This is a genomic window from Bradyrhizobium sp. Unk1, assembly GCF_059512345.1.
This window is the reverse complement of the sequence record NZ_JCAMOP010000223.1, coordinates 1-513: the sequence shown is the minus strand read 5'-3', so window position 1 is coordinate 513 and position 513 is coordinate 1. Positions and strand designations below refer to the sequence as shown.

Here is a 513-nt window from a genome sequence, read left to right as displayed (position 1 = left end):
CGCCGGATCAATGCATTCGCCGCTTCCGCCGGCAACACAGCATTCCCGTCCTGAACTCCCTCAAGGTATGGCTCGATGACATGGCCCCGAAGGTCCTGCCGGACAGCAAGTTTGGCGACGCCGTATCCTACACCCGGAACCAATGGGACTATCTGACGCGTTACACCGAAGATGGCAGGATGCCGATCGACAACAATCTTCTGGAACGCGACATCAGGGTTTTTGCAACCGGCCGAAAAAGCTGGCTGTTCAGCGGCACCGTCGAGGGAGCCAGGGCCAGCGCCGTCGTCTACAGCCTGATGCTGACCTGCCGCGCCTCACGTGTCGAGCCGTTAGCATGGCTGCGCCACGTGCTCACCGAGTTGCCTCTGCGCGCGGTCGATGCAGAGATCGACGATCTACTCCCCTTCAACTTCCACAAAACCGCCGCTGCCTGAACGGCTCAGCATCGTCCCAATACGAAGGCCATCCGTCAAATCGCGGGCGACAACGTGCGCGGAAAATCGCGCTTAC

1 protein-coding gene is annotated in these 513 nt (G+C 60.4%); it reads left to right on the top strand.

Translation table 11 applies throughout. The features are described 5' to 3' along the window. On the top strand, positions 1–437 hold a 437-nt coding region (locus tag AC5ZFO_RS48245; protein WP_496124304.1), incomplete at its 5' end, for an IS66 family transposase. Positions 438–513 lie beyond the last annotated feature (76 nt).